Origin of the sequence: Rhodococcus erythropolis R138 (genome assembly GCF_000696675.2) — a bacterium.
GTDB lineage: Bacteria > Actinomycetota > Actinomycetes > Mycobacteriales > Mycobacteriaceae > Rhodococcus_F > Rhodococcus_F erythropolis.
The window spans coordinates 334,345-357,987 of sequence record NZ_CP007255.1; the positions used below are offsets into that span (position 1 = coordinate 334,345).

The window sequence follows — 23,643 nt, forward strand, 5'->3', positions numbered from 1 at the left end:
GTTCCTCGATCCCTTTCAGGCGATCCGCGTCATCCCCAGAGCGGGACGGGCGGAATGGTGGTGTCCAGAACTGCCTTTCGCACCAGAGACCAGAAATCACGAACCTTCGCCTTGACGGGTTCGCTCTCCGGACCGAGGACTTTGAAGATGAGACCGGCGTCGTTCGGTAGCCGACTCGCTCCGGAAACGACCTTGCCGTCACGGCCCGGAACTACCTCTTCGAGAATCGCGTCGGCATGCTCCTTCGGTGTCAGCAAGATGACATTGCCGAACACGTCGTGGTCGCCCATGATTCCGCCGTATCGCACAGGGAAGCGTGCCGGTTCGATCACCAACTTCTCGGTGAAGAGGTTCTTCCCGTCCGGACGCTCCGCCTTGATCATTGTGGAGTACAGGTCGTAGACGAACATCTCTCCGCCGTCGTGGTACTTGCGACCCGACATCACGATCTCCGAGAACAACAGCGTTGCAGTCGGATCCACCGTGATGTCGGTGCGCGCGTAGTACCTCGCGTTGCGGTGTGGGATCGTCACCCCCGGCATCAGTTCGAGATACGAATTCTCCGCGAGCACCACTTTCTGGAGTTGCGACGCGTGATTGGCATCCATCCGGTGAACCTTGGTGGCCGACTGAGTGGTCACGTGCGCGAGAGAACCCGGCTCCATCTCGATGGTCAGGAACAGTCGATCACCTTGCAACACACTGCCGGACGTCGAGATCATGTAGACGCACGGCATGGTCGGCAACGCTTCGTCCCAGTACAGCGCCTGCTGAACGAGCAACGGTGTCTTGCGGTACATGTCCCGCAGAATCGTCTTGTCGCCACGGTCGACAAATCGCATCTCGAGAACGCCGGTCTTCCCGACCTTGCCGGCCGGAGCCTGCTTCGGCTGGTCCTGGTACTGGTCGAGTTCCGGGATGGTCGGGATCGGACCCGGGAGCGCCCGCGATGCTCCCGGGGCGGGCGGTGCGCTCACGGTGCGCTCGCTCCCACTTCCTCTTCGTCGAAGAGGACTCCGTGCACGATGAGGTCCACCACTTCCTTGATGCCTTCCCCGGTCATGCAATTGGTGAAGACAAACGGCTTGTCTCCCCGCATTCCCTTGGAGTCGCGATCCATGACTCCGAGATCGGCGTTGACGTACGGTGCGAGATCGGTCTTGTTGATGACCAGGATGTCGGACTGCGAGATTCCCGGACCGTTCTTACGCGGAATCTTGTCGCCTGCGGCTACGTCGATGACGTAGATGAAGAAGTCGACGAGAGCCGGGCTGAACGTCAGTGTGAGGTTGTCGCCACCACTTTCGATGAAGACCACGTCGGTGTCCGGGAACGTCTTCTCCATGTCCTCGACGGCCGCGAGGTTCATACTCGGGTCTTCGCGAACGGCGGTGTGCGGACAGGCCCCCGTCTCGACGCCGACGATGCGTTCCTCCACGAGAACACCTTTGAGAGCCTTGCGCACATGCTTGGCATCTTCGGTGGTGACCACGTCGTTGGTGATGATCAGAACGCTGGTGCCCCGCTTGATGAACTCCGGCGTGATCGCCTCGATGAGTGCGGTCTTACCCGAACCCACGGGTCCGCCGATTCCGATGCGCGTTGTCTTCTTCATCGTTCTCCTTCTAGTTCATGAACATTCGGACGTGCGCCTTGACGTGAACCGCAGCCAGAATGTCGATCATCGGGGCGAAATTGGACATGTCGTCGAGTCCGTAGTCACGCACTGCGGCGTACTCACGGCCGGCGCTCTGATTGACCTCGAACAGAATCTCCTGTGTCGCAAGGTGATCTACTCGGACGATGCGAAGCGCAGCGCCGAGCAACGTCATCGCGACACCGTACTGATTGACCGTGAAAGCGTCCTCCTCCGGAGAACCCATCTCCGCGAAAGCAATTCCGAGGCCGACGGGGTAGGTACCCGGCGTCTCCCCCGATGCGATCGCGGCCAACCACTTGTTGAACAGGGTCTCACCGGCCAAGCGCCCGCCGAGTTCGGCCAACTTCTTACCCATCCGGGTACTCATCGTGCGTGCTTCTTCGTTGAGCTTGCGTTCGATCACTGCATGATCAGCGGCGAGGATCGCCGAGAAGTCACCGGCGGTCGCGCCCCGGTGCGCTGCGAGTACGGCGATACCGTCGCACGTCGCGCCCTGATGGGCGGCCGAGAGCACAAACTCCCGCAGCGACGGACCACCCGTGACAATTCCCTGCGCCACGGCCGATTCCAAACCGTTGGAGAACGAGAAGGAACCGACCGGGAACATGGAATCGGAAAACTGCATCATCCGCATCGCGCGGTTGATGCTGAGCCCGGATCCCTCAGACGAGAGGGTCATGGGTATGCCCCTCGCCCTCACGCGCGGCCGCACCGAACAAACGGCGCGCCTCGTGTGGAGCGATGTAGGGAATGACCTCGGCGCCCGGGATGAAGGTGTACTCGATGCCCTCGAAAGCATGTGTCCGCATCACCGAGCCCATGACCGCCTTGTCGACGGTCAACGGAACGTAGACCTTCATTCCCTTCACCACCGCAGGCCAGTGCTGGTTACCCACGGCATGTCCCAACTCCAGGCACGTCTGAATCATCTTCTCGGGCGTGACGTCGACCAGCGCGCTCAGGTCGATCTCCAACACGTCCTTGAGGTTGATCCTGGCCACGACCACGGTGTTCGCCGGCTCGTCCCACAGCAGAATGTCGCCGTCCTGCAACTGAATACCCCGATCGAGCGAGACGGCCAATTCACGGCCACCGATCGTGGTGCGTCGTAACCGACTCTTCTGCGCTTCCCACTGATCGAGCGACAAGACGTCGACTACCGCATTGTCGAGTCGACCGGCCCACTCCTCGTCGGTCTCCTTCCCGAGCAGCGCGTCGACTCGCGTCGGCTTTCCGCTCGGCGCGGTCATCTCGCCGTGCGTGTGTGGCGTCGCATCGGCGCCGTGCGTGTGTGTGATTGTTCCCGACACAGGAGACCCCTAACTGAAGAAGTAAAGTTGGTTCAAGCGAATGGATTCGGCAGGTTCGACGTATGCGTGGACGCCGTCCGCAGTCACCGCGAAGGTCTCCGGGTCCACCTTGATTTCCGGAGTGGCCGAGTTGCGAACCAGATCACGCTTGGTGACTGTTCTGGTCCCCTCGACAGCAACAACCTGACGTTCGAGACCGAGCCGGTCCTTGATGCCGTCGTCGAGTGCCGCTCGCGAGACGAACGAGACCGAACTCTGCGGCAACGCCTTGCCGAATCCACCGAACATCGGCCGGTAGATCACCGGTTGTGGTGTCGGGAGCGACGCATTCGGATCTCCCATGGCGTGCCAGCTGATCAGACCGTTCTTGATGATCGTCTTCGGCTTCGCACCGAAGAATGCGGGCTCCCAGAGAACAAGATCCGCCATCTTCCCGACACCGATCGACCCGACCACATGCGAAAGACCGAACGTCAACGCGGGATTGATCGTGACCTTCGCGACGTAGCGCAACACGCGGAAGTTGTCGTGCGTCGGTGAATCCTCTGGCAGCTTTCCGCGGGACCGCTTCATACAGTCCGCTGTTTGGATCGCGCGTAGCCAGTTTTCTCCAACGCGGCCCATCGCCTGTGAGTCACTCGAGAACATCGAGATGACGCCCATGTCCTGCAGTACGTTCTCCGCACCGATCGTCTCGGCGCGAACGCGGGACTCGGCAAACGAAACATCGGAGGGCACTTTGGGATTGAGGTTGTGACAGACCATGATCATGTCGAAGAGTTCGGCCTGAGTATTGATGCCGTACGGCAACGTCGGATTGGTCGACGCCGGAAGTACGTTGTCCTCTCCCGTCACCCGCAGAATGTCGGGTGCGTGACCGCCGCCCGCGCCCTCGCTGTGATAGGTGTGAATGGTACGGCCTTCGAAGGCCGCGATGGTGTCCTCGACGTATCCGGCCTCGTTGAGTGTGTCCGTGTGAATGGCGACCTGAACGTCCATTTCGTCTGCCACCCGCAGAGACTCACGAATTGTGGCCGGGGTTGCGCCCCAGTCCTCGTGGACCTTCAGTCCGGCCGCACCGGCCTTGATCTGTTCGACCAACGACTGATGCCCGGACGAGTTGCCCTTGCCCAGCATGCATACGTTGACCGGCAAACCCTCATTGGCCTTGAGCATCATCTCCATGTTCCAGATACCGGAAGTGATGGTGGTGCCGTTGGTTCCGTCGGTCGGGCCGATACCACCACCGATCAGCGTCGTCACTCCCCCACTGAGTGCGTGGTACGCCTGTTGTGGTGACACGAGGTGCACGTGCGGATCGATGCCGGCGGCAGTGAGAATCATCTGCTCACCGGAGATCGCGTCGGTCGCCGGACCGGTGGTCAGCCCCGGAGTGACGCCTTCCATCGTGCTGGAGTTTCCCGCCTTGCCCCAGCCGACGATCTTGCCGTCCTTGATTCCCACGTCCGCTTTGACGATCCCGATGGTCGCATCGACGATGACCACGTTGGTGATCACGAGGTCGAGCGCACCGTCGATGCTGCACGACTCCGGATCCTGGCCCATGCCGTCGCGCAGCGTCTTGCCGCCGCCGTAGATCGACTCGTCGCCGATGGTTCGAAGATCTTCCTCGACCTCGATGTACAGGTCGGTGTTGCCGAGCCTGATCTGGTCACCCGTGGTGACCCCGAAAAGGCCCGAATACTCTTGTCTCGAAATGCTTGTCATGGGTGTCGCTCTCCTTCGTCCGCCGTGAACGAGAATCAGTCGGTTTGAGGTTCGGACAGGAAGCCGAGTTCTTCGGCACGCTGGACGGCTCCGGGAAGCCGAGGGCGGTAGGCGGCGTGGGTCGGCGCCCAACCGTCGACAAGTCCGTTGAAGCCTTGAACCCGTTGCTTGCCGCCGAACGGCACCAAGGTCACTTCCTTTTCGTCGCCCGGCTCGAATCTGACCGCCGTGCCCGCTGGAATGTCGAGGCGCCAGCCGAAGGACTGTTCACGATCGAAGGACAACGCGCGATTGACTTCCATGAAGTGATAGTGCGAACCCACCTGGATAGGACGGTCACCGGTGTTGCGGACTCGCAACTTCAAACGTGGACGGCCCTCGTTGAGTTCGATCGGCTCGTCCCGCAACACGTATCCGCCGACCGGCACTTTCTTCTCGCCGCCGGAATCCTTCTTCGTCGATTTGCTTGCCATCTTGGAGTGCTCCTGACATCTCGGTCGGGCTACTGGATCGGAGAGTGCACGGTGACGAGCCGGCTACCGTCGAGGAACACCGCCTCGACCTGCACACGCGGAATCATCTCCGCGACACCTTCCATCACGTCGTCGACCGTCAAGGCGTGCGATGCGTCGGCCATGACCTCCTCGAGAGTCTTGCCCTCCCGAGCTCCCTCCAGAGCGGCTGCAGTGATGACTGCGACGGACTCCGGATGGTTGAGTCTGAGCCCCTTTGCCTTTCGCCTCAGTGCGACATCCGCCAACATGAGAATTGTCAGCTTGTCGAGTTCTCGCGGTGTCAGATGCATTCCGAACGCTCCTTGTCGATCATGCGGTAACTCCCTGTCGTCGAATACATGTCAGCTCCCCTGTTCCGTCGCTTCGGTGAGTGGTTCGGCCGCTTGCTGGACAAAACCGCTCCTCCTGCCGCCCGAGTACTCGTTGATCGCGTCCAGGACCGCCTGGGCATGTTCCGAGGCGACCAACACCTCGACACGCAACCGCTCGGTGAACACGACGTCGTTGCGTTGCCCGCGGAACTTGAGCGAGGCCGAGTCACTCGCGGAGACATGCGCTTCCGATACGACTATCGACTCCGCTCCGGCAGCCAGCAGCGCCTCCCGAAGCTTCTCGGACTCGATGGTCTGCAATACCGCGGTGATGAGTTCGTGCTTCGGGGCGGCGAGGTTCGGAACAAGTTTTGTCCCCTCGACCAGGACCCCCGAGTCGAACCCGCTGGTCTGCGGCGCACCACCGGCGTCGACGAACGCGGCGTTGTAGCGGTATGCGTCCATGCCTTGCTGACGACGGTCGATGTCCACCTGGTCTTTCGGAGCCAGCTTGAGACCGATGGTCTTCTCGATGCCCGTGGCGATCAGCCAGGTCACCACGAACGAGAAAGCGATGACGACGATCAACGCCAGCGCCTGCTCGCCGAGTAGTCCTGCCCCGCCGCCGAAGAAGAGTCCGTCGCGGCCGATCGAATTGATGGCTTTTTCGCCGAACAAACCGAGAAGGAGTGAACCGAGGATGCCGCCGATGAAGTGGACCGCGATGACGTCGAGCGCGTCGTCGAACTTGAAGATCGACTTGAGCGCGAGCGCGAAGTGGCAGACCAGTCCGGCAAGCGCGCCGATCGCCAACGCGGAGAAGGTGCTGACGAAGCCGGCGCAGGGGGTGACGGTCGCGAGACCGGCTACCGCGCCGGTGATCCCACCGATCGCCGTGGCCTTGCCCTCGGTATACCTTTCGATGACGAGCCAGACGACCATGCCGCCCGCTGCGGCGATGTGAGTGTTCATCAAGGCTTGTGCCGCAACACCATCGGCGGCCAATCCGTCGCCTGCGTTGAATCCGAACCAGCCGAACCACAGGATGCCTGCGCCGATCAACGCCAGAGGCACCGAGTGCGGGACTGCTTCGGCGTTGGGCCATCCCGGACGTTTGCCGACCACCAGCAAGATTGCCAGAGCGGCGGCGCCGGCGGATGCGTGGACGACAATTCCGCCGGCCCAGTCCTGAGCTCCGCGGAGCGCCAACCAGCCTTCGGGATTGAAGAGCCAGTGCGCAATCGGGGGGTAGACGATGATCGACCACAACACGAGCAGAACGGCCCAGCCCAAGGGCTTGAGCCGGTTTGCGGTCGCACCGGTGATCAGCGCGGGCGTGATGATCGCGAACATCATCTGATAGACCACGAACGCCAGAGTCGGTACCGCGACTGCACCTTCGATCAGGTGGAAGCCCGGGGCGGCGGCAGTGTGTATGTCCTGCAAGCCGAACAATTTGAGGTCACCGAGGAAGCCGGAACCCCAGTCTCCACTGAACGCGAAGCTGTATCCGAACACGACCCAGGTAATCGAGACGAGTCCGAGTGGGACGAGGTTCTGCTGCAACATGACGAGCGCACTGCTACCACGCACCAGACCGGCGTAGAAGAAGGCGAGTCCGGGAACCATGAACAGAACCAGGCCCGCGGAGATCAGCACCCATGCCGTGTCCCCACTGTCTATCACTGCTTCGGCTAACACCATTTCCATCGACATCGACGACCTCCGAGCATTATTCGGACCTGAACAAAGTCATTGGTTAGAGCAGCAATTCGCGATGTTCCGGTTCGCTGCGACAGTTACGCTACGCCCCATAGTTGCACCTTCTCAGCAAAATCGGGGGAACATCCGGTTTTCACGTTTAGTAGAGCATTGTTCTGGGAAAAGATGGGACTTTGCCTAAACATTGCGGACGCTCCACAACCTACAATTGCGGGACCAATTCTCGCCGAAAGTGGTTTAAGTCTTGCAAAATGGGGAACGTAACCGCAGGTGAGCGACACTTTCGAAGCAGAAATGCCGTTTCCAGCTCGGGACTTAGCTCCCTAACCAAGACAGCCGCGAGCGCCCTATTTGATTACCAACGTCGGTGACCCGCCTATCCAATCGGGTAGGTAATTTCACCGAACATCTTCTCACCTGTTCAGATGGTTAACCTTCACCGCACTGAGGGCAATCCTGTCGTTAATATGTTCTTCATCCGTACTGGATATTTCGACCGGAAAGTCGAAGATCACCTTTCGATAACCTTTAAAGGTGAAAAAACTCTCGCTGTAACTCTTTTGTTATGCGGAACCTAGAGGGGAGGATTGATCCCACCAGGCGAGCACTCGGATGCCGGACAAAGTCAGCCACTTCGACGGCTCCCCCGCCTCTGTGTCGACCTCGAACCACACCCGCCCCGGTTGGCGACCGGCCTGGAGCCACGTCCCATCCGAGGCTCGAGCGGCGGATCATCTCGATCGCGTCCGCCATTCGCGGATCAGGCTCATTTCCATACGACAACGACGCTTCACGGAAGTAGTCGGCTGCGTTGAGCACGTTGTAACGCCACCGGAACGGGTACGCGAACCGGCCGACCCAGGGCCCCACCGGTTCGCCGGTCGAGAGTCGCCGGAACAGACCGCGCCGCAGCAAGAATTCCTCACCGGATCGTCGAGCCGCGCGCGTCTCATCTGTTCCCCCGGTCGCGATCTCGTACGCGAGAAGCCCTTTGAGTGAATTGAGCGTCGAATGAAACGACGATCGCGTCGAACCTTCGATCCACTCGCAGTTCCACCCACCATCCCGAAGTTGATGCTGCACAAACCAATCAGCCAGTTCATCAACACGCATGTCGAGCCACACACCGTTTGCCACCGTCCAGGCGTTGATGCAGCAATCGACCTCACCGTCCCAGTACGGCCGGCCCTCGTACTCCCAGCGACAGTTTTCCGCGAGCAGTTCTGCGATACGACGCTCCCGCAGAACACCGGCGTCGAGGCCCCACTCACGCAAGGAGTTGAGCGTCCAGGTTGTTGCCGTCCAGGGTTGCGAACCTTGTTCAGCTGCTTCGGGTCCCGCGAAGTCGAATTCTGCCGGGAAGAACGCCCCACCCGCCCATTGGCCGTCTCGATCCTGCAATGAAAGCAGGCGTGCACCAAATCCTTTGGTAGCGATCGACGCGCGCGTCGCCGCCCACACAGTGGGCGCTTCGTTCAACAGATCGCGCTCCACCTGCCACCGAATCGCTGGATCCGAATCGAGGAGCCACGCGAGCAAGTCGGTTCGGGGTGCCATCTGACGATACTATCGAAAGGCGAAGCAGGCCATCCGGTTAACACATTTCTCTACGTCTGATGCAATGGTGAATTCCGGACCCGTTGCGTGGCCTACACCGGGTAATCCAACGCTGCCCGCACCGCCACGATGTCGGCGGCAGCGACCTCCATTGGCTTGTCCCCCAACCGAACCAACGTGCCAATGGGCAGTTCCTCCACCACCGCAGATTGGGGGAGTTTGCTGCGATCGAACGTAACTCCTGAATGGAAGTATGTTTCCCATCCCACCTCCACCTCACCTTTCGACCGATTCTGAAGGTGCCGGTAGTCGCCGATGCTCCACCGAGCCCGATCCGGATCCCAATGCTTGACGATCACTCTCACGATCGCGTCTCCGATATCCGGGTCGAGCAACCGCCGGGTACTGTCGGTGAGCTGCTTCTCCGTCGGCAACGACACCCGGACACTGTTGGGAGCACTGGTTTCCAGCCCGCCGACCCAGGCACCGACCCGGCGCGCGGTCCCGTCCTCGGGCGACAAGTCGATGTCGTAACCCGGTCCCGGGGTGTCCGAATACCCCATCTCCTTCGAGCGGGAATACTCGAAGATTCGCACCAACCCGTCCACACTGAGATCTGCTGGCACCTTGTCGAACTCGGCAGTCGAGACCCACGGCAACGCCAACCCCGGGTCGACCGCTTCCAGATCATCGAGGAAAGCCCGCATCGTCTGCGCCACCTCCTGACTCGACTGCACCCGCGTGCCCCAATATCCGGCTACCGTCGGCCGCCGCCCGAACATGCTCATCGCCCCGTCCTTTCCAATCCGACCTGATCTCCATAGCCCGACACTGCGCGCACTGCCACGATGTCGGCGGCATGGACGTGCATAGGCTTGTCTCCCAACCGGATCAACGTGTCAGTGGGTAGTTCCTCGATCACGGCGGCTTGGGGGGAGCGCGCTGCGCTCAAGGCATGCCATCACATAGTTTCACCACGGCAAAGCATATGTAGGGCAAGTTGGTTCAGCCGAGCCATTCGGAGATGGTGGCGTTGTCGATGCCGCCACCGAAAGAGTGGAACACCAACAACGCTTGCCCCGACATCACCAGGCGACCGTCCTCGGTGAGGCCGATATCGAGCATCCCCGCTTGCCCATGCACCTGACACCACACAAAGTCGGGAACCCGCAACAACCCCGACGCCGGGTCCGTATCGAGGTCCGCCGGATGAAGGGACACTTCACCGAAGACGTTGTCCTCGAGCGCTTCCGCGGTCTCACGGTCCACCAACACCAGCGGGCCCGCACCGATCAGTCCGTCGGTAGGTTGCCGCGTGAACACGAAGTGCGCCCTCTCCACCGTCGGCGGCAAGGTTGCGGTATCGACAACTGTACGATCCCCGACAAACCCTGGCTCTTCCGGGACGACGACCCAGTAGTCCATTAATTTCTCCCCTTGAAGTGTTGTGGTCGAAGCAAATCCGAGATTCTTGCACTCACATGACTAACCGTCGCCCAGGTCTTCGAGAACATCGGCGAACACCGAATCCGGTAACGGGTAGTGCTCACGCACCGTGGCACGTCGATGCTCGTCGAGCCACCGCAGTGTCCTCTCTCGATCACCGGCAGCAGCGACCTCACGAAACTGTTCCCAGAACATCACAAGTGGACCTGCCGGGTCGGCAGCCCGGCTGCGGAGATAGTCGAGTTGGCTGTCGATGACCTCGAGCGGTGACCCGGTGTCGGTGATCACGCGATACGCCGCCAGAAACCTCCAGCTGGTGCTACGCGACTGGTCTCGGACCAGATACTTCTCCTCCAGAAATGCCGAGAAAAGCTCAGCAGGCTTGGTGTCGAATAGTTGCATTGCTGGGCCCTGAGCCCACTGCGTCACTGTTGCCGCAGCGGAGGCGGTGTCGAAGATGTCGATCTGCAGTCGGCGGAACTCCTGGTCCTGAAGCCTACTGTCGGGAATGTCCTGCCTCAGAGTGATGGCACGAGGAATGAGCGGTTCGAAGAGCCGGACATGGCCGATGGTCAGTTGTTCTCTGTTGGGGATCGGATCGATCCCGACGGTGTCGAACCACCACCGAACTGGCGTGGGCAGCAGTTCCGCTCGCAAACCGCTACCGATGATCGTCCAGTTGGGCCCGAGCTTCTTCACCGCCGTGCCCAGCACCTTCTCCCACGCAGCGCCTCTTCCTTTCTTCGGAGTCAAGTCTGCGATCGCATCTTTCGCCATCTCCCGCAACTGATCCCGGTCCGTTCCCAGGGACTCGAGCACCTCAGTGACCGATTTCGGTGGCTTAGGCTTGTCATCGCTCATGTGCATGCTTGCCATAAAGGACCATTCATATTATTTGGTAGACGAAAAGGAGCGACTGTGCGCACCGACAGCGGTTTCTCCGACGCGGCGCGCGATCCATCCGATTCCACTCCCTCACGCCTACTTCCCTCGGCTACGAGTCCTCAGTACGGAAAATCACATCGGCAAACGCAGAATCCCGAAGCCCGTATGCATCCTTTACAGAACGACGTCTTTCTTCGTCCAGCCACTGCAATGTCGCTAGTCGGTCTCTGTTTTCCGCGACCGCGCGAAATTCTCGTCAGAAACTTTGGACGTGGCCACCGACGTCACGGCGAGCCAACTCCCAGAGGACGCTGTCGATGACCTCGATTGGCGAACCGGTGTCAGCTATCACCCGCAGTCCAGCCGAAATCATCCAATCCCGGCAAGGCTCTTCCTTGCGGTCGGCATAAGCCTGCTCGTCTGCAGCTACCGAGTCGGGAAGCGGCGGTGCAGCAAAGAACTTGGTGGACGGACCGAGCGCCCACCAGCGCACGATCTCCGCAGCACCGCGGGTATCGAAGATGTCCATCTGCATGTTCGGTGGTCCAGAATCTGTGGGACCAGATTGATATGAACTCTGCCGAAAGGTGATAGTGCCCGGCGTGAATTCTCTCATCAGGGGCACATGACTGAAGGTCAACTCTTCCCGGTTCGGTTTGGGATCCAACCCAATGGAATTGAACCACCATCGCACTGGTAAATGGATCAACTCCCCCTGGGTGCCAGATCGTGCCACAACCCACTATGGGCCAAGGTTGCTCGCCGCAGCCTTCAACACCCGCTCCCATGCAGAACCGCGCACCTTCCTCGGGGTCGCCATGGCCAAGCCATCGATTCCCTCGAGGATGGAAGCCAACTTCGCTCTCCGGTGCATCAAACGATCGAGCGCTGCCAGTGGCCTTCTCCAGGTAAATCACGATAACGCAGCAAGAAGTCGGAAATATTCCGCCCCACGATAGGCCAGTCCCCACGTCCGTCGAGAGTTGAAGCTAACAGAACATTGAAGTCGTTTTTTCTTGTGTCGAATACAATGAAATCTGGCTCGACCACCATTGTGCCGATTATTATGTCACTCTTCAAGAAGCGCCCATCCTCGTCATCCCAGAATTCCAGCTCGCGTTCCGTAACTTCTCGAGCTTTGGGCGGAGAAAGGAGTGTTATTCCACCCTTTCCTGAGCCCCTATCGTGGTGAAGTCTGCATTCTCTCGCGCTTCTCCATAAATCGAAGAGATCTCTCGGCAGGGTATCTAGATTCCAATACTGAGCCACCTCTTCAGCCTCTGCCGGCGGGTCGTAGGTGTTGCAGATGTCGAATGATCGGCCTGGATGCGTCGGGACTAGGAACCGCTGGATGTCGGAATAGGACTCCAGCGCATCAGTTATAGATATCGGCATAAAATTCCCACCATCGAGTGAAGAGTGCATGTATAGAAGTGGGCAGGGGAACTAGATTCCAGAATTCATTCGTACCTCCGTACTTTCGGGGAAGTATGTGATGCACCTCCCAGCGCCTTCGACCGCGCCGGAATCTCCCACATCGACTGGATCGCCGAAGGGTTCGACGCCATAGACAAAGGCCGCAGCCGGCCGCCAGCCTTCGAAAACGGTATGGTCTCCGCTGACCGCCTCACTACCGACCCACGAATCATCCGCACAATTAGCCCCGGCCTACCTGGCAGTCCGGACATCATCCCTCAATATCAAGCACTATCTGCGAGGGTTCCGGAATCGCGGGATCCGGGCGTGCAGGTTCATTCACGGACGGAACAGAGGGTTGATCATGCTCGGCAGGTGGAACTGTGCCGTCCATGGCGGGTATGCCGCGCGGTGGCACTCCACCCGGAGCGTCGATCAGCTGGTGCGTAGCCGGATCGGGATCGTGGCGCAGTAATTGCGGGCAGGCTGGTCGGTCCGCGCCATCCTACCTGCAGGCAGCCCCGAGTGCGCCCAACGTAGGGCTCACAGCCGTCTGAAACCTTTGGGTAGAGGAATCTCCGGTCGTTCGGTCGGCAGTCCTGCTGCTGCGCGGATGCTTCGGATGTCCTCGACGGTTAACGGCGTGGACAGATTCTTCTGGATGACGATTGTGCCGTCCTGGTAGGGAAATGCCTCCACGCTGGGCGGGAGCTGCGTTTCCTTGATCGGCAACTCAGGACCGAAGTAGGTGCAACTGCCCACGATTGCGTCACCCGGTACGTTGCGCTGAGGCGATGATTCGGTTCGGCGGTAGAGCACGGTGACACGCGAGTCCCAGATGTCGGCTAGTCCCTGTACGAGCTTCGATGCCAGCGAAATCAGTGATTCGTCGGCAAAGGCACATGCGAATGCGCCGGACCCTGAGGTGCCCCCGAAACTAACAACGACTTTGACGTCTCCAGCGGGTGAATACAGGGTCATATGTCGTCCCAATGAGAGGGGATACATACCGCCGGTGGCATCAGGGGATCGTCTGCGCTCGATCAATGCGGCTTCGATCGATTTTTCCGTCGGAGGTACAAGGATCTGACGGATATTCGACGCCAAGGCTTGCTCGACTCCGGCACCGTCGGGGAGGGCATCGCCTACTGTTTGGTACAAGTCGACGTCGAAGACAGGATCGATGTCGCGAAGCAATCGTAGCGAACGTGCAACGAGCGCGGCCGTGACGGCCTCGCTTTCAGGCGCACCCTTTCGTGGAATGACCTTCACTGTCAAGCCCGCCGTAGGATTGCGGCGCAGTGATGATGTAGGCACTCTTCACTCCCCTCCAAATACGATGATGTTGATGTTCTCCAGCCCGATGACCTCGTCGAACGCATCCTCCATTATCTGCGCAGCTTGTTCTTGCAGAAACACCCATTGGAGGTGTGCATCGCTGCCCGCAAGAGCTATGGCTCGGACCTGTCGCTCAGCTTGCTCAAGCATGCCATCGACAATATTGTCGCGCATGAAGTCTGGTACATGCGGTCTGAACAGCATGTCGTAATTACCTTTGACCTCTTGAAGCATATTGAGTTCTTGGATCCAGTTGTCGATACTGATGCGCCCGGTTGGTCTGAAAGGCGCCGGAAGGTAGTAAGTGAACGCTGGGTCAACTCCGGTAACAAACTGCTGAAAAGCTGCGTTGGGTGTCAAATTGCCGTTCTGGTCGAACATCGACGCGATCTCTGATGGATAGGCGTTGTCCCAAATACCGTGACCGCCCTCAGGATCTCCGAGTATCGGAATACGACCTGCAGGAACGTCTGCGGGTTCACCGGTTTCGATTCCGCCAGGATCCGTCTGCGTGTTGGTAATCGGAAGCGATACGCCTGGTTCGCCAGAATCGGGCTGTAGCGGCGGGGTAGCGACAGTCGGCCGGTCTGTCGGACCTGGAATAACACCTGGCTGCTCGATCGTGCTCGGATCGGTGGCGAAGGGGTCGAATTCCGGTGGTCCGGGTTGCTGCGGAGCGCCGGGAGCATCCGGATTCACCGGCACATGACCGACATCGGGCAAAGTCGGCACACTCGGTTCCTCGACGTGACCTGGCGAGGGAGCCTTCGGTTCTGGGTTCGACCCCGGATCAGCAACCTCACCGGGCGAGGGTGATTCCCACTCGCCACGATCGGGATCGCCGGGCGAAGTGGGTTGCGAGGGTTCCGGAATCGTGGGATCCGGGCGTGCAGGTTCATTCACGGAAGGGATCGTGGGTTGGTCATGTTCGGCAGGTGGAACGGTGCCGTCGATGACGGGTATGCCGCGCGGTGGCACTGTGCCCGGCCGGGGAACACTCTGCGCCGGAACAGCCGGTGAAGTAACCGGGGGGCGGGTCGGTGCTGTCCGGTTCGAGACGATCAGGTCTTCGGCCCGGACTGCGCCAGCAATCAGACGCCCCCCACGCAATGGTGGGAGAACGAAGCTCATGATCTCGCCGGTGTAAGGCTGATCGTAAGCGACACCGGGGTCCAGATGCTGCGCGTCGCCTATCCGAACTGGTTCGCCGGTGCTCCAGTCGTACAGGGACAGTTCCGAGTTGGAATGGTCGAAAACCTGGTAGGGACGTCCCTGCTCGTCGTAGGTGACCTGCAGGTCGTGCTCTTCTCCCTGCGCGTCGGTGTACGTCCAACTCCACACGTTCGGCACCTTCGAGGGTGTGCCGGACCAGTTGGTTCCGTTTTCGTCCGTGAAGGAGGTGTCAGTGACGACAGGTTCTGTGGTGTAGTCCTGCCCGCCGATGTTCGAAGTGATCGGCTCCTGCGTTTGATCGGCGAGTATCGCGTCGCCGACAGGGTTTCCGGTTCCTGTTTCGGCGATCGGTGGTTCGGAGACCTCGTGGTTGGGGTCACCGACCATGAGCTGGCCGAGGTCTGAATCCGCTGGGTCCGCAGGTTCTGTGGTGTAGTCCTGCCCGCCGATGTTCGAAGTGATCGGCTCCTGCGTTTGATCGGCGAGTATCGCGTCGCCGACAGGGTTTCCGGTTCCTGTTTCGGCGATCGGTGGTTCGGAGACCTCGTGGTTGGGGTCACCGACCATGAGCTGGCCGAGGTCTGAATCCGCCGACTCCGGAGGGTTGGCGGCGAGGACGTTTTGTGCGTCCCGGCGTGCTTGTTCGCCCTCCGGGGTCATCGGGCCGATGAAGTTCGCCTGCGCTTCGCGCGCAGCACGTTCTTCCGGTGTCAGCTCCGGGTCGGCGAGGATCGGGTACAGCAGGTTCTCTATGCCTGCGGTGTCGACGACCTGGACGAGTTGCCCGTCCCGGATCTCGTAGTGCGTCGGGATGGGTGTGCCGTTGGCGTCGTACGCCCACGGGGCATCGATTGTCGAGACCGGGTTTCCGTCGGCGTCGAAGACGGTGACCGTGCCATCGGGGTTGACGCTCATGTGACCGCCGGGCGGCACCGTCACCGGAATCACGGATTCGTGCGACGACGTTTCGTCGTGGATCAGGAAGAAGAACCGGCTTCCGCCGGTGATCGGATCGAACACCCGCAACGAGGACTGCCCGCCAGGTGCGTACGCAGTCAACGGCGACGCGACAGTCCCGACCGCCTGGGAGAGTACTGATTCGGGCGTGCGGGGGCTGAAAGGTCCCGCCCGCCCGCGCACTCCGATACCCGCAGCGGTGAACGCTGCAGCGCCGATCAGGGTGAGTTCGAGATACCGGTCACGGCCCGAGTCCTCCCCGTCGGTGGAAACATCTGCTGCCGGGTCCGGAACCGTTTGGGCCGGTGCGGTATTCGAATCCGAATCCGTGGGGATCGGTCCGGGACCACGATCGGTGGTGGTTCCCTCACCCGGGGTGGGTGTGGGTGAGGGAACCGCTGATGCCGATGCATTGGGGAATGCACCGACACCAGTTTCCGAGGCCGGGGACTCGGAAGCAATGGGCGGAACCTCGATCGTCGGCACAGGGACGATGGGGGTGCCGTTGTAGGTGGGAAAGTTCGTCGGAGCATTGGCCCCGACATTTGGGCCACCGCCTGGAGCCTGCGCACCGGGGAGCCCGACAGTGGTCGTCGGCGCAGTGGTCGACGTCGTGGACGGCGCACTCAGGCACGGGTTGATGATCTCTGGCGGGATGGGCGCACCAGGTGGCAGCGACGCAATGAGATTCAGGTAGATCTGATGATCACGTGCCCGCACCGCCGCGCAGTCTTCTTCCGGCGTCGCGTTCGCCGGAGCGGCGGAGAGTGCGATTCCCGCACCGATCGCTCCGGCCGCTCCGGTCAACAGCGCCCCGGCGGCAAGCACTCCCGCGAGAGTCCGGCGAAGTCGTCTACCGGACTTCACCGGTGCGCACCACGATTGTCACTCTTCTTCGTTCGGAGTAGCGCGATGAGTTTGTCGGCGCCCCACCAGAACAACCGTCCGGAGATCGACATCCACAAGAAGAATGCCAGGTAAACCAGGATCGTCCCGTAGTCGTTCGCCCAGCCGGCGAGCTTCCCGATCACCGCGAATGCCGCGATCAGCAACCCCAGTCCGACTGCGGTGGCGATCACAGCCTTGGAAAGTGGACTGAGTTCGCTGTCCGGATCCCAGTCATCAACGTCTGCAACGTCTTTACTATCGACGGCAGTGGATTCCGACTGGACACTGCGGCGTTCGGCGTTGTTGACGGTCATGGCTGGAACTCCAAATAGGAAGGGAGAGCGAGCGGGGACAACGGGTCGCCGGCGTTCGGCCTGGTATCAGTTCCAGTACTGCTCCGTCAGCACTATGTGCCCCTCACTGGCGGGGTGATTCGGGTCGGAGACAAAGACATTGGCATGCCCACCACGCGCGGCTGCTTCACCGAGCACAGCTCCTTCGAGGGCGTCGACCTTGCCATCGGTAACAGTTATCGCGGAACCAGGCGCCAACCAGACCCCCCTCAGCGAACCTGGAACGATGTTCGCAATCGCATCAGGAATCGGGCTCGCCGCCAGCGCCGCCGTTTCGGCGTTCGAAAGTGAAAGTCCGATCCGGCCATGTTCCGGTTGCACGATCGGAGTTGCAGCAGATGCCACGCCGGCGCCGAGAACACCGATCAGGGCGATACCTGCGGTGAGGGTTCCGGCAGTGGCCAAGGTACGAATCTTCATGATTTCTCCTCTGTGAGCGTGATGAGTAACCACCCCGGGACGGGACGGATCAGGAATTGCTCGCCAGCAGCGCTGACGACGGCTGCTCGGGGTTAGAGCCAGGTGGGATCGGAGTACACGAACAACGTGTTATCCGACGTCGCCGTCGACACCGAGAGTTGTGCATACGAGCGGATCGTCACCGGCCCCATGCACGCATCAACCTTCACGTGCACGTTCTCTGCCGTGATCGACGCCTTCGACGACTCGAGATCCTTCTTCCCCAACGGAATCGTCGTGATCGTGCCCGGCGCAATCGTCGACTGAATACTCGGATTCACCGACGCATTCACACCCACGTTCGCCGACGGGACACCCGAAATACTCACACCGACAGAAGGGCCGAGCGAAAAGCCAAGCCCCAAGCCAAGTCCGGAGGAGACATCGATCTGGCAGCCGATCTGCAATCCCTGCTCGACATAACCGGTCTTCACTGCCGAATCGCCCGCACCACCGATCGTGCCGGTCACCTTCGCCGACACGAACCCCTCACGGGTGAACGCCGTCGTCGCCAGATTCGGCACCGGGTTCGCCGACAGTTTCGTGGCGGCAAGATCCAACGACCAGCCGTCATCGGTGATCGTGCTCGCGAATTTGTCCGACAACGCCGTTGGCGTTGCCGATGCGCTCCCTGCGAAGACCACACCAGACGACAGCGCGGCAACCGCACACGCCGCGAGCCCTACCGCGGCCCTCGATCGACGATGGGATACGCCGTTTTGCGATTCGATCGACATGAACTGCTCCTCCACGTGACACAGCAACCAGAGCGGTAGCCGACAACTAACTGAATTAGTTACCGGACGGTACCAATCGTCCTGTTTGCCCGCCAGCGCGCCATCTCCCCCATCTTGGATTTAGGGTGAACTTTCGGTAACAGATATATATCGACAGGCTTATCAGCAGCGAAAAGGACCTAGGTCCCACTATGAGCAAGGTCACCGTTTACGGACGAGAAGATTACTCAGAAACAGTGCGGCAAATCGAATTGAATCCGCATTTCGCGGGCCTCAGAGCAGTTGAAGACCGAAAGTGCGGGCATCAAGCCAGTGCGCGTACTTGAATATGAAACTAACAGGCATTACTTGGCAATCAATCGTGAAGTACGGCGCCCGAGCGGGGCCTGGGAGCGCAACTCTGCACAGCTCACGCCGAGATACTCACTTCGTGGTCGGCGCGAACTCGTCGGACCCAACGGCATCGCATCGTTAGCTTGTCAATCACTGATTCGCGCAGGCGACGCACACAAGTCGTACGCAAGTACGAGAAAAGGCTCTGACCAAGACCGGAGTCCTTGATCAGAGCCTTACCAACTCGGGGTCGAAAGTTATGCCGGTTCTCTCATGATGCCGAGATGCCGTGCAGTCCCGGACACCCCAGGAACCTCTTGCACAGGAGACCAGGTGTTCAGCCCGTCCGTGCTGTCGGAGTAGAGATACTTTCCTTCGGTATAGGCGTCGAGATAGATCCGCCAGTCGCCGCTCGGCAACTGAACCACGGCCGGACCTTCGACAAGCGAACCCCAATTCCCGGGCGGGACAAACGAATAAGGTCCCGTCACCGAAGGAGCGACCGCATGCTCGACGACCTTCCTCGTCTCGTTCTTGGTGAACGCATGATAGGTCGATCCGACTTTGACCACGGTGGTGTCGATGTGGTCCGCACCGATCCCGGCGAGCGGAACAGGCGGGCTCCACAACCGGAGCGACGGTTCCAACGCCGTCATCAGATACGGCACAAATCCTCCACCGGTCGACATCGACAGGATGACGTTGACGCGATCGCCGTCCACAAACCATTCAGGCGCCCAGGCCTTGGTGACGAATGGTGACAGCGACGGTCCGTCGCTGAAACCAGCCGAACCCGAGAAGCCCGGCGGACTCGCAGAACCGGTGCCATCTCCCGTGCCAGGCATCAAGGCGCAGCAAAACGGAACCGGATAGTTCCCCAGCGGCGTCCAGTTGATGCGGTCGCTGCTGCGTGCGAACCCGATGTTCGCCCCACCACCCGTCGTGTAGGTGAGGTAGTACAACCCGTCCGTGTTCCGGAAGATGCTCGGATCACGCACGAGCCCAGACGGCGGCCTGTACGCCGACTGCTGGACGAGCTGAAAGCCGGTGCCGTCGACCGACTCGTAGACATCCATGTCGCGGTCGCTGGCATTGCTGAACGCCACCATTGTGTATTTCCAGTCAGGCGGCGGCGCGGCGCTGCTGGCAGGGGCTGCGACCAGCAACCCCGCGACGACGAGGATCACCAGCGATACAACAGAAAGGCCGGTCCGTTTTGTCGGAATCACCGATGAAGTATGTATGACAGCAGGCCCACCATGGGTAACTTCGGTCGGAGGCAGAGCAGGATCGTTACCTAAGGCGATTCGTCTTGTAGTGACGGCGGGACGGCGGCAGGTCGGCCGTTAGCATCACGCCATGGAACTTGGGGTACATTTCGCGCTGTCAGACAGCGTGGCAGCGGAACTTCTGGACGCGCGCGGCGACGACGACAAACTCGGCGCTCTGGTCGAGGACATCGAGGAGACGGGCCGATCCGAGTTCTCGTGCGACACGGACAAGGCGTGGGATCCGATCCTGTGCGCCCTCTCCAGCACGGGGTACGAGCGCGTGTCCGAGAACTGGCCGGCCTACGGCGTGATCCTGGGGGACGAAGACCTCAACACCGACACCGACGACCAACTCGTCACCTACCTGGCACCCGATCGGGTCGCCGAAGTCTCCTCGTACCTGGCGGAAATCACCGAATCCGAGTTCGGCGTGCGCTACGACGCAATGCCACTCGACGACCGCAACCCGGAGTACGGCTCCGACGAGCGCGGGTACGCCTGGGGCTGGCTTCAGGAAGTGGCGGACTTTTTCCAGCGCGCGGCCCGAGAGCGTCGCCACGTGGTATTCACCGTGCGGTTCTGACAGTCGAGAGCCCACTGCCGAAGCAGCGCGCCCTCGAAGAATGAAAGACCGCTTGACAGTGGCGCTCAACTGCGGAGGACCCTCTGCGCGGGTTCTTGCTCTGACAATTCCTGTGCCGCAGCGTTTCTGGGTGACCGAGTGCGTGTCCTTCTCGCAGCCAGACTTACCAGTAACGGAACCGTAACGACAGTCCGCGCGCTTCTCTGGCATTCACGATCTTGACCAGCAGTTTCACTGAAACAGTTTATTCTTCAACGGATTTCCAGTAGTGAGCTGCATCTCAAACCAACCCAATGGATTGCTCATTGTTTGCGACATGTCGTTGACTGTTACCGGAAGAATCAGACAAAGTGGCCCGTGGAGGCGCCAACTCGAGTGGGCCACCGACGAGGGAGAAGCCGAATGACGCACCTACGCAGGATGATTACCGCGGCCGCATTGATACCTGCCGGTATCGCAGCCATCGCACTCAGCGGCGCGGGCGCAGCATCAGCTGTTACTCCGATCGCCGACAACGGGCGCATCGGCGTGCAGCTGAACCAGGGTGAGACGGCATTGTTCGGCCAGCTCAATGCCGGCGCTGCGATCGAAAGCATCACTAACTCCACCCAGATCGGCGTGCGCCTCGCACCAGGATCGCGCTTCGAGAGCGGCCCCAACGTCGTCTGGGGACGTCTCGACCAGTTCGCCAACGAAGCAGCCTCCCGTGGTGGAGAAATTTCTCTCGGCGTACTCAACCCGGCGAGGGGTTCACAGCAGTTCTTCTTCATTCAGAACTGGTAATACCCTCCGCCGTCGAATTGATGCTTCGCTCTTCCTGTGGCGGGGCGGAGCATTTTTCGTTTCCCGTGGCCACGTTCGTCGCCGAGTGTTGAACAGGCGACGCTATCCCGGGCGACTTTTGTGAGGACTGTAAACGCGCACCGATTCGAGCGAGAAATTCCTTGTGCCGCTGCGTAATAACGCATCCACAACCGACCCCTGAGGCGAACGAATGAGCTGGACTCGAAAAGAGATAGCGATCATCGTGACCGCCACCGCGGTGAAACGGGTGCTGCCGTCATGGTGCGAAATGGTGTGACGCTGTTCCCAGCAGGATCCGGTCCCACAGGGTTCAGCGTGTGCATGGTGAATGGCAAGCAAAACAGCAGCGCGGGACCATCGCTGAGGTGGTCAAGACCGTCTTTGATTAATCGTCCCCGGACCGAACAAAAAGGACTACGGAAGCAATTCCAAGAATTCTTGGATAAATTCTCGAACTGCCGTCTCATTTTTGGATGCCTTCGCGGGATCGTCCCACCGCACCGCATTTACTATTTCAATCTGAAACCACGCACCCCTCAATTCCTCGAAATCGGGCGCATTTTCGGATTCACGTGCGTCCACATAACTCTCAAATATATCGACGAGCGTTTGTAAGGACATTTTACCTTCCCTGTAATCACGACTAACTTGCTCGCCTTCAGTGCGATATTTTCCGTTTCCCGTCATATCAACTTCACTTTCCTCTTAGCCGACCAAATGAGGTCGTCACAACTGTACCGACCTCGTTAACGACGACTGATAGGTTATTTGCCGAATCATAGAATACGATCGTTGCGTCGCTGCTAGGGGTAGCCACCCCATTTCGAATTGCCTGTTCGACAAGGGAGGGGAGGTTGCCGCGCCGCTGCATTCGATCAAACGCATGCCCAGTGTATCCGCGACCGTTGACCACTCCCGGAGGATTGGTTCCTGGCTTTACGTCCAATTCGCGGCGGATGCTCGAAAAAATGGGATGAGCTGCAGAGACTAGGGGAAGAGGACTACCGCTCGCGATGGCGTTGACAGCTACTGAATTGGGCTGCGCGAAGAGCAGTTTCGAGCCATCGATCATCCTGGTTGCTGTACAGCTTGCGCAAACCGGGCGCGTGTACGCCGCCATGTGGAAAGTACTGTTTCCCATGGCATCTCACTACAAGCTGTTCGGGTACGCGCGAGGGTGGTATTGAGGACATCACGTCAAAGCGCTCTACGCGCCGGCTCAGGTGTTGACCTGATTTCCGTCAGAATCGGTATCTCGTGCTTGGCGGTCAGTGTCTTTGTAGTGCAGTTTGTCGTACCTGTTTACCGGAGGTGCATCCTTCTGCTCGCGGTAGAGCGCCCGTGTCAGCCAAGCACCGAAAACATCGTTGAATCCGGTGGGATGCCTTCGCGTGAGGAAGGGGGTCCACCACCACGCCACGAACACAGCAGCGAAACCGCACAAAAGGACAGGTCCGAGAATCGACCGCTGAGGAGCGGTGAGCCAACCGAAAACGATGGTCAGGATCGACGAACTCCTGTAGATCGTTCTCGCATGACTGCGGTACATCACGTAGGGCGTGGATGCGATCAACGCCACAGCCCCTGTGGTGATCGCACAAATTGCATAAAAGGTGGTCATGGTGCCGATTCCGCTTGAGGAACGGTGTGTTGTCGGTGCACAGGACTCTTCTGCTGGACGCTGCTGTACAGGTAGTCGGTTTTACCTGGAATCATCAGGATGTGGTTGTGTTCCTCTGGGATGCGGTAGGCGAGGTAGTCGTGATCGGCGATCAGGGCAAATGGATGGCCACCCTCGAAGGCGAAGACGTCTGAACCGTCAGCCTGCGAATCCTAATCTGCTCCCACATCACAATAAGCAACTGCTGGCCAGTGTCACTTGACATGACACTGGTCGCGCAAGTGAGTCAAAGCCTGCCTTGATTAGTCGCCCCTGGACCGAGAAAAGAGACTACGGAAGCAAGTCCAAGAATTCTTGAATAACTTCTCGCACCTCCGACTCATTTTTGCTCGAATTCGAAGGATCATCCTGGTTAATTGCATTCATTATTTCAATTTGACCCCAGGCCCCCCTCAGGGTTTCGGAATCTGATGCACGCTCCGATTCGCGTTCTCTGACGTACCTCTCGAATATTTCAACTAGCGCATGCAAGGATATTTTTCCGTCACAATAATCGCGATTAACCTGCTCAGCTTC

General features: G+C 59.9%; 26 protein-coding genes. 3 read left to right on the plus strand and 23 right to left on the minus strand.

The features are described from left to right. Nucleotides 1-29: 29 nt before the first annotated feature. The 21 genes from H351_RS01550 to H351_RS01645 all read right to left on the minus strand — a co-directional run bounded on the left by H351_RS01550 (nt 30) and on the right by H351_RS01645 (nt 19,897). Nucleotides 30-977, minus strand: coding sequence for an urease accessory protein UreD (locus H351_RS01550; protein ID WP_037119126.1), 948 nt, complete (start codon nt 975-977; stop codon nt 30-32). Next, nucleotides 974-1,615 carry an urease accessory protein UreG gene (gene ureG, locus H351_RS01555; protein ID WP_007731713.1) on the minus strand — a complete coding sequence of 214 codons (642 nt, stop codon included), beginning with the start codon at nt 1,613-1,615 and terminating at the stop codon, nt 974-976. The genes H351_RS01550 and ureG overlap by 4 nt, the downstream gene beginning before the upstream one ends. A 10-nt stretch (nt 1,616-1,625) precedes the next feature. Further along, nucleotides 1,626-2,339 (minus strand): urease accessory protein UreF, encoded by a 714-nt coding sequence (locus tag H351_RS01560; protein WP_029254252.1) that lies wholly within the window; start codon nt 2,337-2,339, stop codon nt 1,626-1,628. Further along, nucleotides 2,323-2,970, minus strand: coding sequence for an urease accessory protein UreE (locus tag H351_RS01565; protein ID WP_007731715.1), 648 nt, complete (start codon nt 2,968-2,970; stop codon nt 2,323-2,325). Before H351_RS01565 ends, H351_RS01560 begins: the two co-directional genes overlap by 17 nt. A gap of 9 nt (nt 2,971-2,979) precedes the next feature. Continuing rightward, nucleotides 2,980-4,698, minus strand: coding sequence for an urease subunit alpha (locus H351_RS01570; RefSeq protein WP_029254250.1), 1,719 nt, complete (start codon nt 4,696-4,698; stop codon nt 2,980-2,982). Nucleotides 4,699-4,733: 35 nt separating this feature from the next. Continuing rightward, nucleotides 4,734-5,171, minus strand: coding sequence for an urease subunit beta (locus H351_RS01575; RefSeq protein ID WP_003943812.1), 438 nt, complete (start codon nt 5,169-5,171; stop codon nt 4,734-4,736). A gap of 29 nt (nt 5,172-5,200) precedes the next feature. Next, nucleotides 5,201-5,503, minus strand: a complete 303-nt coding sequence (locus tag H351_RS01580) for an urease subunit gamma (protein ID WP_020905830.1) — start codon at nt 5,501-5,503, stop codon at nt 5,201-5,203. A 51-nt stretch (nt 5,504-5,554) separates the two neighbouring features. Then, nucleotides 5,555-7,234, minus strand: a complete 1,680-nt coding sequence (gene amt / locus H351_RS01585; protein WP_230091063.1) for an ammonium transporter — start codon at nt 7,232-7,234, stop codon at nt 5,555-5,557. A 540-nt stretch (nt 7,235-7,774) separates the two neighbouring features. Continuing rightward, complete coding sequence (locus H351_RS01590) at nt 7,775-8,803, minus strand: prenyltransferase/squalene oxidase repeat-containing protein (RefSeq protein WP_244891417.1); 1,029 nt, start codon at nt 8,801-8,803, stop codon at nt 7,775-7,777. Between the two features lie 92 nt (nt 8,804-8,895). Next, nucleotides 8,896-9,591 carry an Imm52 family immunity protein gene (locus tag H351_RS01595; RefSeq protein ID WP_244891418.1) on the minus strand — a complete coding sequence of 232 codons (696 nt, stop codon included), beginning with the start codon at nt 9,589-9,591 and terminating at the stop codon, nt 8,896-8,898. A gap of 217 nt (nt 9,592-9,808) precedes the next feature. Then, a complete protein-coding gene (locus H351_RS01600; protein WP_029254248.1) occupies nt 9,809-10,228 on the minus strand; it encodes a hypothetical protein in 420 nt (139 codons plus the stop codon). A gap of 60 nt (nt 10,229-10,288) precedes the next feature. After that, nucleotides 10,289-11,110: a hypothetical protein gene (locus tag H351_RS01605; protein ID WP_144440088.1), complete on the minus strand. Its 822-nt coding sequence runs from the start codon at nt 11,108-11,110 to the stop codon at nt 10,289-10,291. Nucleotides 11,111-11,390: 280 nt separating this feature from the next. Continuing rightward, complete coding sequence (locus tag H351_RS01610) at nt 11,391-11,669, minus strand: hypothetical protein (protein ID WP_029254246.1); 279 nt, start codon at nt 11,667-11,669, stop codon at nt 11,391-11,393. A gap of 338 nt (nt 11,670-12,007) precedes the next feature. Further along, nucleotides 12,008-12,559 (minus strand): hypothetical protein, encoded by a 552-nt coding sequence (locus tag H351_RS01615; protein WP_144440089.1) that lies wholly within the window; start codon nt 12,557-12,559, stop codon nt 12,008-12,010. After that, the gene (locus tag H351_RS32900) at nt 12,510-12,728 is read right to left on the minus strand and encodes an HNH endonuclease signature motif containing protein (RefSeq protein WP_080910531.1); all 219 of its coding nucleotides are present in this window, start codon (nt 12,726-12,728) and stop codon (nt 12,510-12,512) included. Before H351_RS32900 ends, H351_RS01615 begins: the two co-directional genes overlap by 50 nt. Before the next feature lie 365 nt (nt 12,729-13,093). Next, nucleotides 13,094-13,867, minus strand: coding sequence for a hypothetical protein (locus tag H351_RS01620; protein WP_020905821.1), 774 nt, complete (start codon nt 13,865-13,867; stop codon nt 13,094-13,096). A 3-nt stretch (nt 13,868-13,870) separates the two neighbouring features. Then, the gene (locus H351_RS01625; RefSeq protein WP_029254243.1) at nt 13,871-16,885 is read right to left on the minus strand and encodes a Tox-REase-5 domain-containing protein; all 3,015 of its coding nucleotides are present in this window, start codon (nt 16,883-16,885) and stop codon (nt 13,871-13,873) included. Further along, nucleotides 16,882-17,220, minus strand: a complete 339-nt coding sequence (locus H351_RS01630; RefSeq protein WP_029254242.1) for a hypothetical protein — start codon at nt 17,218-17,220, stop codon at nt 16,882-16,884. Before H351_RS01630 ends, H351_RS01625 begins: the two co-directional genes overlap by 4 nt. Before the next feature lie 66 nt (nt 17,221-17,286). Beyond that, on the minus strand, nt 17,287-17,679 hold the full coding sequence (locus H351_RS01635; protein WP_029254241.1) for a hypothetical protein: 393 nt from the start codon (nt 17,677-17,679) through the stop codon (nt 17,287-17,289). Between the two features lie 92 nt (nt 17,680-17,771). After that, nucleotides 17,772-18,455, minus strand: coding sequence for an MspA family porin (locus H351_RS01640; protein WP_059016389.1), 684 nt, complete (start codon nt 18,453-18,455; stop codon nt 17,772-17,774). A 590-nt stretch (nt 18,456-19,045) separates the two neighbouring features. Continuing rightward, entirely contained in the window at nt 19,046-19,897 is an 852-nt protein-coding gene (locus tag H351_RS01645) for a glycoside hydrolase family 43 protein (protein WP_241896030.1), read from the minus strand. 250 nt (nt 19,898-20,147) lie between these two features. On the opposite strand from H351_RS01645, the gene H351_RS01650 reads away from it, so the two are divergent. Beyond that, on the plus strand, nt 20,148-20,642 hold the full coding sequence (locus tag H351_RS01650; RefSeq protein WP_020905815.1) for a DUF1877 family protein: 495 nt from the start codon (nt 20,148-20,150) through the stop codon (nt 20,640-20,642). A gap of 402 nt (nt 20,643-21,044) precedes the next feature. Continuing rightward, nucleotides 21,045-21,425 (plus strand): hypothetical protein, encoded by a 381-nt coding sequence (locus H351_RS01655; RefSeq protein WP_020968146.1) that lies wholly within the window; start codon nt 21,045-21,047, stop codon nt 21,423-21,425. Between the two features lie 435 nt (nt 21,426-21,860). On the opposite strand, the gene H351_RS01660 is transcribed toward H351_RS01655, so the two are convergent. After that, nucleotides 21,861-22,133, minus strand: coding sequence for a hypothetical protein (locus tag H351_RS01660; RefSeq protein ID WP_029254238.1), 273 nt, complete (start codon nt 22,131-22,133; stop codon nt 21,861-21,863). Nucleotides 22,134-22,665: 532 nt separating this feature from the next. Continuing rightward, complete coding sequence (locus H351_RS01665) at nt 22,666-23,067, minus strand: hypothetical protein (RefSeq protein ID WP_029254237.1); 402 nt, start codon at nt 23,065-23,067, stop codon at nt 22,666-22,668. A 35-nt stretch (nt 23,068-23,102) separates the two neighbouring features. Between H351_RS01665 and H351_RS32060 the strand changes: the two genes are divergently transcribed. Continuing rightward, the gene (locus H351_RS32060; RefSeq protein ID WP_155250639.1) at nt 23,103-23,261 is read left to right on the plus strand and encodes a hypothetical protein; all 159 of its coding nucleotides are present in this window, start codon (nt 23,103-23,105) and stop codon (nt 23,259-23,261) included. Nucleotides 23,262-23,643: the final 382 nt, after the last annotated feature.

Coding starts and splice junctions, on each gene's coding strand:
- ureG (WP_007731713.1), bottom strand. CDS start 1,615: ATGAAGAAGACAACGCGCATCGGAATCGGCGGACCCGTGGGTTCGGGT.
- H351_RS01560 (WP_029254252.1), bottom strand. CDS start 2,339: ATGACCCTCTCGTCTGAGGGATCCGGGCTCAGCATCAACCGCGCGATG.
- H351_RS01570 (WP_029254250.1), bottom strand. CDS start 4,698: ATGACAAGCATTTCGAGACAAGAGTATTCGGGCCTTTTCGGGGTCACC.
- H351_RS01575 (WP_003943812.1), bottom strand. CDS start 5,171: ATGGCAAGCAAATCGACGAAGAAGGATTCCGGCGGCGAGAAGAAAGTG.
- H351_RS01580 (WP_020905830.1), bottom strand. CDS start 5,503: ATGCATCTGACACCGCGAGAACTCGACAAGCTGACAATTCTCATGTTG.
- amt (WP_230091063.1), bottom strand. CDS start 7,234: ATGGAAATGGTGTTAGCCGAAGCAGTGATAGACAGTGGGGACACGGCA.
- H351_RS01590 (WP_244891417.1), bottom strand. CDS start 8,803: ATGGCACCCCGAACCGACTTGCTCGCGTGGCTCCTCGATTCGGATCCA.
- H351_RS01595 (WP_244891418.1), bottom strand. CDS start 9,591: ATGAGCATGTTCGGGCGGCGGCCGACGGTAGCCGGATATTGGGGCACG.
- H351_RS01600 (WP_029254248.1), bottom strand. CDS start 10,228: ATGGACTACTGGGTCGTCGTCCCGGAAGAGCCAGGGTTTGTCGGGGAT.
- H351_RS01605 (WP_144440088.1), bottom strand. CDS start 11,110: ATGAGCGATGACAAGCCTAAGCCACCGAAATCGGTCACTGAGGTGCTC.
- H351_RS01610 (WP_029254246.1), bottom strand. CDS start 11,669: ATGCAGATGGACATCTTCGATACCCGCGGTGCTGCGGAGATCGTGCGC.
- H351_RS01615 (WP_144440089.1), bottom strand. CDS start 12,559: ATGCACTCTTCACTCGATGGTGGGAATTTTATGCCGATATCTATAACT.
- H351_RS01630 (WP_029254242.1), bottom strand. CDS start 17,220: ATGACCGTCAACAACGCCGAACGCCGCAGTGTCCAGTCGGAATCCACT.
- H351_RS01635 (WP_029254241.1), bottom strand. CDS start 17,679: ATGAAGATTCGTACCTTGGCCACTGCCGGAACCCTCACCGCAGGTATC.
- H351_RS01640 (WP_059016389.1), bottom strand. CDS start 18,455: ATGTCGATCGAATCGCAAAACGGCGTATCCCATCGTCGATCGAGGGCC.
- H351_RS01645 (WP_241896030.1), bottom strand. CDS start 19,897: ATGGTGGCGTTCAGCAATGCCAGCGACCGCGACATGGATGTCTACGAG.
- H351_RS01650 (WP_020905815.1), top strand. CDS start 20,148: ATGGAACTTGGGGTACATTTCGCGCTGTCAGACAGCGTGGCAGCGGAA.
- H351_RS01655 (WP_020968146.1), top strand. CDS start 21,045: ATGACGCACCTACGCAGGATGATTACCGCGGCCGCATTGATACCTGCC.
- H351_RS01660 (WP_029254238.1), bottom strand. CDS start 22,133: ATGACGGGAAACGGAAAATATCGCACTGAAGGCGAGCAAGTTAGTCGT.
- H351_RS01665 (WP_029254237.1), bottom strand. CDS start 23,067: ATGACCACCTTTTATGCAATTTGTGCGATCACCACAGGGGCTGTGGCG.